At 73.5% G+C, this 5220-nt stretch carries 5 protein-coding genes and 1 tRNA gene; 1 reads left to right on the top strand and 5 read right to left on the bottom strand.

Translation table 11 applies throughout. The features are described from left to right. Positions 1 to 102: 102 nt before the first annotated feature. Positions 103 to 175 (bottom strand) — tRNA-Ala (locus AB0B48_RS31850). Positions 176 to 263: 88 nt separating this feature from the next. Beyond that, on the bottom strand, positions 264 to 854 hold the full coding sequence (locus tag AB0B48_RS31845; RefSeq protein WP_355005543.1) for a YqgE/AlgH family protein: 591 nt from the start codon (positions 852 to 854) through the stop codon (positions 264 to 266). Positions 855 to 1175: 321 nt separating this feature from the next. Between AB0B48_RS31845 and mdlC the strand changes: the two genes are divergently transcribed. After that, positions 1176 to 2771 (top strand): benzoylformate decarboxylase, encoded by a 1596-nt coding sequence (gene mdlC / locus AB0B48_RS31840; protein WP_357208094.1) that lies wholly within the window; start codon positions 1176 to 1178, stop codon positions 2769 to 2771. A gap of 6 nt (positions 2772 to 2777) precedes the next feature. Here the strand turns inward: mdlC and AB0B48_RS31835 are convergent, their stop codons facing one another. From AB0B48_RS31835 to AB0B48_RS31825, 3 genes are all read right to left on the bottom strand, one after another. Next, the gene (locus tag AB0B48_RS31835; RefSeq protein ID WP_357208092.1) at positions 2778 to 3731 is read right to left on the bottom strand and encodes a hypothetical protein; all 954 of its coding nucleotides are present in this window, start codon (positions 3729 to 3731) and stop codon (positions 2778 to 2780) included. Between the two features lie 45 nt (positions 3732 to 3776). After that, positions 3777 to 4301: a hypothetical protein gene (locus AB0B48_RS31830; protein WP_357208090.1), complete on the bottom strand. Its 525-nt coding sequence runs from the start codon at positions 4299 to 4301 to the stop codon at positions 3777 to 3779. Positions 4302 to 4458: 157 nt separating this feature from the next. Beyond that, a complete protein-coding gene (locus AB0B48_RS31825) occupies positions 4459 to 5136 on the bottom strand; it encodes a hypothetical protein (protein WP_357208088.1) in 678 nt (225 codons plus the stop codon). Positions 5137 to 5220 lie beyond the last annotated feature (84 nt).

Here is a 5220-nt window from a genome sequence, read left to right as displayed (position 1 = left end):
GGGCGTTCTGTCACACCAGGTGCCTACGACTCGTGCGGCAGAACCGCCAGCAACAGCAGAACGCCCTGGTCGGATTATCCCGACCAGGGCGTTTCTCAAGGGTGGAGCCGAGGGGACTCGAACCCCTGACCCCCACACTGCCAGTGTGGTGCGCTACCAGCTGCGCCACGGCCCCTTGCTGTTCTCCCGGTCGCCCGGGCACTGGGAAACTATACACAGAACGGCCCGCATGGTCATCTCGCGGGGTCCCCCGCCGGGCCGGGTCAGTTGAGCGCCACGTCCGGCGGAAAGTGCGCGACGGCGGCCATCATCCCGCCCTGTCGGCGCAGCACCATCGGCCACAGGTCGTCGGGCCGGTCGACGAAGGCGTCCCCGGGCAGCCCGTCCAGCACGAACCAGGACCCGTCGGCGATCTCCTGCTCCAACTGGCCGCTGCCCCATCCGGAGTAGCCGGCGAAGACCCGGATGCCGCCGATGCTCTCCCGCAGCCGCTCCGGGTCGACCGAGAGGTCGATAGTGCCGACCGCTCCGGAAACCTGGTGGAAGCCCTTCACCCGGCGCATCGGGTGCCGCATCCGAGCGAGGCAGATGGCCGAGTCGGGCTGCACCGGGCCACCCTCGAAGAGCACCGCCGGGTGGCGGGCCAGGTCGCTCCAGTCACCGAGCACCTCGGCCACCGGCACCTCGGTGGCCCGGTTCAGCACCACGCCGAGCGCGCCGCCAGGCTCGTGGGCGACCAGCATCACCACCGTACGGTCGAAGTTCGGATCCTTGAGCGCCGGAGTCGCGACCAGCAGCCGCCCGGTCATCGACTCCATCGCTCGTCCGCCGATCGCCTGGCCCTCTCCCTGCATGCCACACACCCGTCAACCGTGAGCCCGCGCCGGGCGCCGGTCATCGACCGGATCCGCCCGCCGCATCGGGTTCAGCCGCGCTGTCAACGCCATGCCTGGCACCATAGCCTGCGTGCTGGGTGCTGGCTAAGGTCTGACCGGCGGGTGATCGGACAGTTAAGACGAAGGGCCGACGCACCCGGCGGCGGAGCTCCCGGTGATCGACCGCTCGGGGCCACCGGCGGCCGAGAAACGCCCGAAAGGTCCGTCACATCCCGATAGATTCGGCTGATCGGGAGGGCGAGCGCGGTTGCCCCTGCCCGCGAGACGGAGGCGGGTGCGATGGCAACTGTCCGGGACACGACGTACGACGTGCTCCGCACCCTCGGTATGACCACTGTCTTCGGCAACCCTGGTTCCACCGAGGAGCCGTTCCTCCAGGACTTCCCCGCCGACTTCCACTACGTCCACGCGCTGCATGAGGCGACGGCCGTCGCGATGGCCGACGGCTACGCCCAGGCCACCGGGATGCCCGCCCACGTCAACCTGCACACCGCACCGGGCACCGGCAACGGCATGGGCAACCTGGTCACCGCCTGGCACAACAAGACCCCGCTCATCGTCACCGCCGGCCAGCAGACCCGGGAGATGCTGCTCCTGGAACCCCGGCTGGCCAGCCGCCGGCCCACCGAACTTCCGCAGCCCTACGTGAAGTGGGCCTACGAGCCGGCTCGGGCGCAGGACATCCCCGCCGCGATGCTGCGGGCGTACGCGACGGCGGTGCAGCCACCGGCCGGGCCGGTCTTCCTCTCCCTGCCGATGGACGACTGGGCCCAGCCGGCCGACCCGCCGCCCGCGCCGCGAACGGTGGCCACCCGGTTCGCGCCGGACCCCCAGCGGTTGGAGGAGTTCGTCCGCGTGCTGGCCGGCAGCCGCAACCCGGTGCTCGTGTACGGGCCGGGGGTGGACCGCTCCGCGAGCTGGTCGACAGCGGTCGCGCTGGCGGAGCGGCTCGCCGCGCCGGTCTGGTCGGCACCCGCCACCGAACGGTCGGTGTTCCCCGAGGACCACCCGCACTTTCGCGGCGTGCTGCCGTACGCGATCGGTCCGCTCGCCGAGGCGCTGCGCGGGCACGACACGGTGCTGGTCGTCGGCGCTCAGGTGTTCCGCTACTACCCGTACGTGCCGGGCGGGCACCTGCCCGACGGCGCCCGCCTGCTGCACATCACTGACGACCCCGACGAGGCCGCGCGGGCCCCGGTCGGTGACAGCCTGCTCAGCGATCCGGGACTGGCCCTGGCCGCGCTGGTCGAAGGGGTGCCGCCGAGCGACCGGCCGGCACCCAGGCGACGGGAGGCGCTCGCGCCACCGGAGATCAGCACCCCGCTGAGCGCCGACGCCCTGTTCGCCGCACTGGCCGCGCACTGGCCGCCCGACGGCGTGCTCATCCAGGAGTCACCCTCCAATCTGTCCGCGCTGCGTCGTCAGCTGCGGATCACCCGCCCGGCGTCGTACTTCACGATGGCCAGCGGCGGCCTCGGCTACGGCCTGCCGGCGGCCATCGGCATCGCACTGGCCGAACGGGACACCGGGCGCGGTCGCCCGGTGGTGGCGGTGATCGGCGACGGCTCCTTCCACTATTCGGTGCAGGCGCTCTGGACGGCCGCGCGCCTGGCACTGCCGGTGGTGGTCGTCGTCCCGGTCAACCAGCAGTACGCGATCCTCAAGGCGTTCGCCGAGCTGAAGCACACTCCCGGGGTGCCCGGCCTGGACCTGCCGGGGTTGGACGTCGTCGCGATCGCGGCCGGCTACGGCTGCGCCACGCAGGTGGTGGAGACCCCTGACCAGCTCGGCGCGGCGCTCTCCGCCGGGCTGCGCGCCGACCGGCCCACCGTGGTGCCGGTACCGATCAGCACCGAAGTGCCCAGCATCCTCTGAACCGCGTCAGCGCGGTCCGATCGACAGCGGGGCGCCGGTGAGGACGTCCAGCACCGGTCGGCTGCCCAGCGGTGTCGCCAGGGTCACGGTGACCGGCTCCACCTTCAGCAGGTCGATGCATTCGCCGGTGGCCCGGGTGACGCCGCCACCGACCACCACGACGTCCGGCCGTTCCCACACCAACGGCGTGATCCCGGTGTCGCACGCGCCGACGCCGAGGCGCACTGTCAACCGGGCGCCGTCGACGGCGGCCAGGTCCTGGGCCGCCACCAACCCGTCCGGCAACGGCCGGGCCGGCGTGGTCGGCTCGGGCACGGGGGTGACCGCCGTCGGCGCGACGGCGAGCCGGACCACCGGCGTGGTCAGCTCCTTGATGGTGAACAGCCAGGCCGGGACCTGCGCCACGCCACGGCTCGTGCGCACCGGCACGGCGCCCAACGTGACAGCGGTGACGGTGAGCGGGAGGCAGGCGGTCTGCGTGCTGCTCGTGACCCACCCGTCGGGCCCCGGTTCGACTGTGGGGCCGCCGGGGGTGGGCCGTCCGGGCCGTTTCGGCCGCCCCGGGCAGGGCAGCGGGTCACCCTGGTCGAGCTGCCGGTACGCCTCGGCAGCACTGACCAACGGCAGCGTCAACCGGCCGTCCGGGAACTGGATCTCGCCGCCGACCCGGGTGGGCGGTATTCCGACCTGCTCGCGGTACCACCCGGCCCGGAAGGCCGCCTCGGTCTCGGGGGTGAAGCCCGGGTCACCGGTGAGCACTGTCGGCCCCTCCAACGGCACGTAACCCGTGCGCCACTCGACGCCGGGCCGCCACGCCTCGGCGACCTGAGCGGCCCGCTGGGCGAAGGCCTCCGCCCCGTCCGTGCGGCTGGGCGGGCCGCCGGCCGGACCGGCGTCGGTCGCGGCACAGCCCGTCAGGAGCAGCAACGGGAGTACGAGCAGCAGGGCGAGCCGATTCATGCACGGTTCGACGCCTCCGCCGACCGGCCGGTTCCCGACCTGAACTCAGGTCTCGCCACCCAGATCCGTCTGGTACGCCTCCCAGAGCAGGTCGGCGCCGCGCCGCCGATGTCGGGCCAACCGCCGCAGCAGGTGCCCGGCCCGGTGTCGCAGCTCATCGGGGCGCGTCTCGGGCCGCTCGGCGATCTGCTGAACCGCCAGGATCGCGGCGACGATCGCCACGTGCTCCCGGGTCAGCAGCCGCACCCCGTGGTCCAGTCGTGGCGACTGGCTGAGCAACTCCCGGTAGAGGCCGGTGGGACCTTCGGTGACCCGGACGTGCTCGGCGAAGCCGTGGCGCACCGGACGCAGGCGAAGGAGCACCTCCTCGCGCCAGCACGGCTCGGTGCTCGCTACGGCGACGGCCCGGCCGAGGGCGTGCACGTCACCGGCGAGGCCGGCCGGGCGCGGCACGCCGGGCAGACCGATGGAATGTGGATCGGCGGGGAGCCCCGCCGGATGCGCGACGCGCGCTTGGGCGACGACTGACGGCTGCTGGACCGGACCGGTGACCATTGGCACCTCCCGCACGGCGGCTCTGCTACCCCATACCGCGATGGTGAGGCTGCCCGGCCCGCCCTGTCCAGGGCCCTGAGCCGTCTCATCTGCCCCGTTGAACCCACTGACCCCACCAGCCACGCTGGTGCAGCGCCAGCGCCGCACGCGCCTCCTGGGACGTACGAGCGCCTCAGTCGGCCGACGGGCGCTCTGCCAGCCGGCGCAGGTGGTCGGCCACGGCGCGCGCGTCGCCGGCCGGCTCGTCGCCCGCTCGACCCGTCGTGATCGCCTCGGCGAGCGCCCGCAGCTCCGACGGCGGCAGGACGGGCAGCCCCATGCCGCGCAGTGGGATGGTGACTCCCCGGGCGCTCCCCGGGTCGGTCGCGAGGATGGCCCGCGCCTGCGGTTCGCCGGCCGGGTCGTCGACGTCCGCCTCGCGGTACGACACCGCACCGGACTCGATCCGGGCGGTGGCGAGGTCGACGGTGCGGGTGCGCAGCGCACCGCGTACCCGAGCCCGGCTGCCGTCCAGCCAGGCGGCCGTACGGAGCACCCGCAGCACCAGGTAGAGGCCGAGCAGCACAAAGGGCAGACCACACAGGCCGACGAACGGGCTGGGACCGGACTGGTTCGGGTCGACGGAGTCGCGCAGCCCGGGCGGCAACAGCCCCGGTGGCAGGTCGCGAGCCTCCTCATAGGAGGCGAACGCGTCACCCCGGCCGGTCAGTCGGCGCAGCAGCCCATCGGCGACGAGGGGCAGCGCCACGAACGCCGCGCCGACGGCCGCGAGCAGGACGCCGAACACCACCGCCACGACGCGCTGGCCGGGCGACGCGCCGACCGACAGGCGCAGCTCCTGGTTGGTCACAGGAGGCAGCGTAAGACCCCGCGAACAACGAAGCGGCCCCGCGGGGGGGGGGGGGGGGGGCGGTGGGGGGGGGGGGTGTGGCGG

It is taken from the genome of Micromonospora sp. NPDC049089 (assembly GCF_040648775.1).
Lineage (GTDB): Bacteria > Actinomycetota > Actinomycetes > Mycobacteriales > Micromonosporaceae > Micromonospora.
Note: the sequence above shows the minus strand (reverse complement) of the source record. Positions and strands in the feature narration are given on the sequence as shown.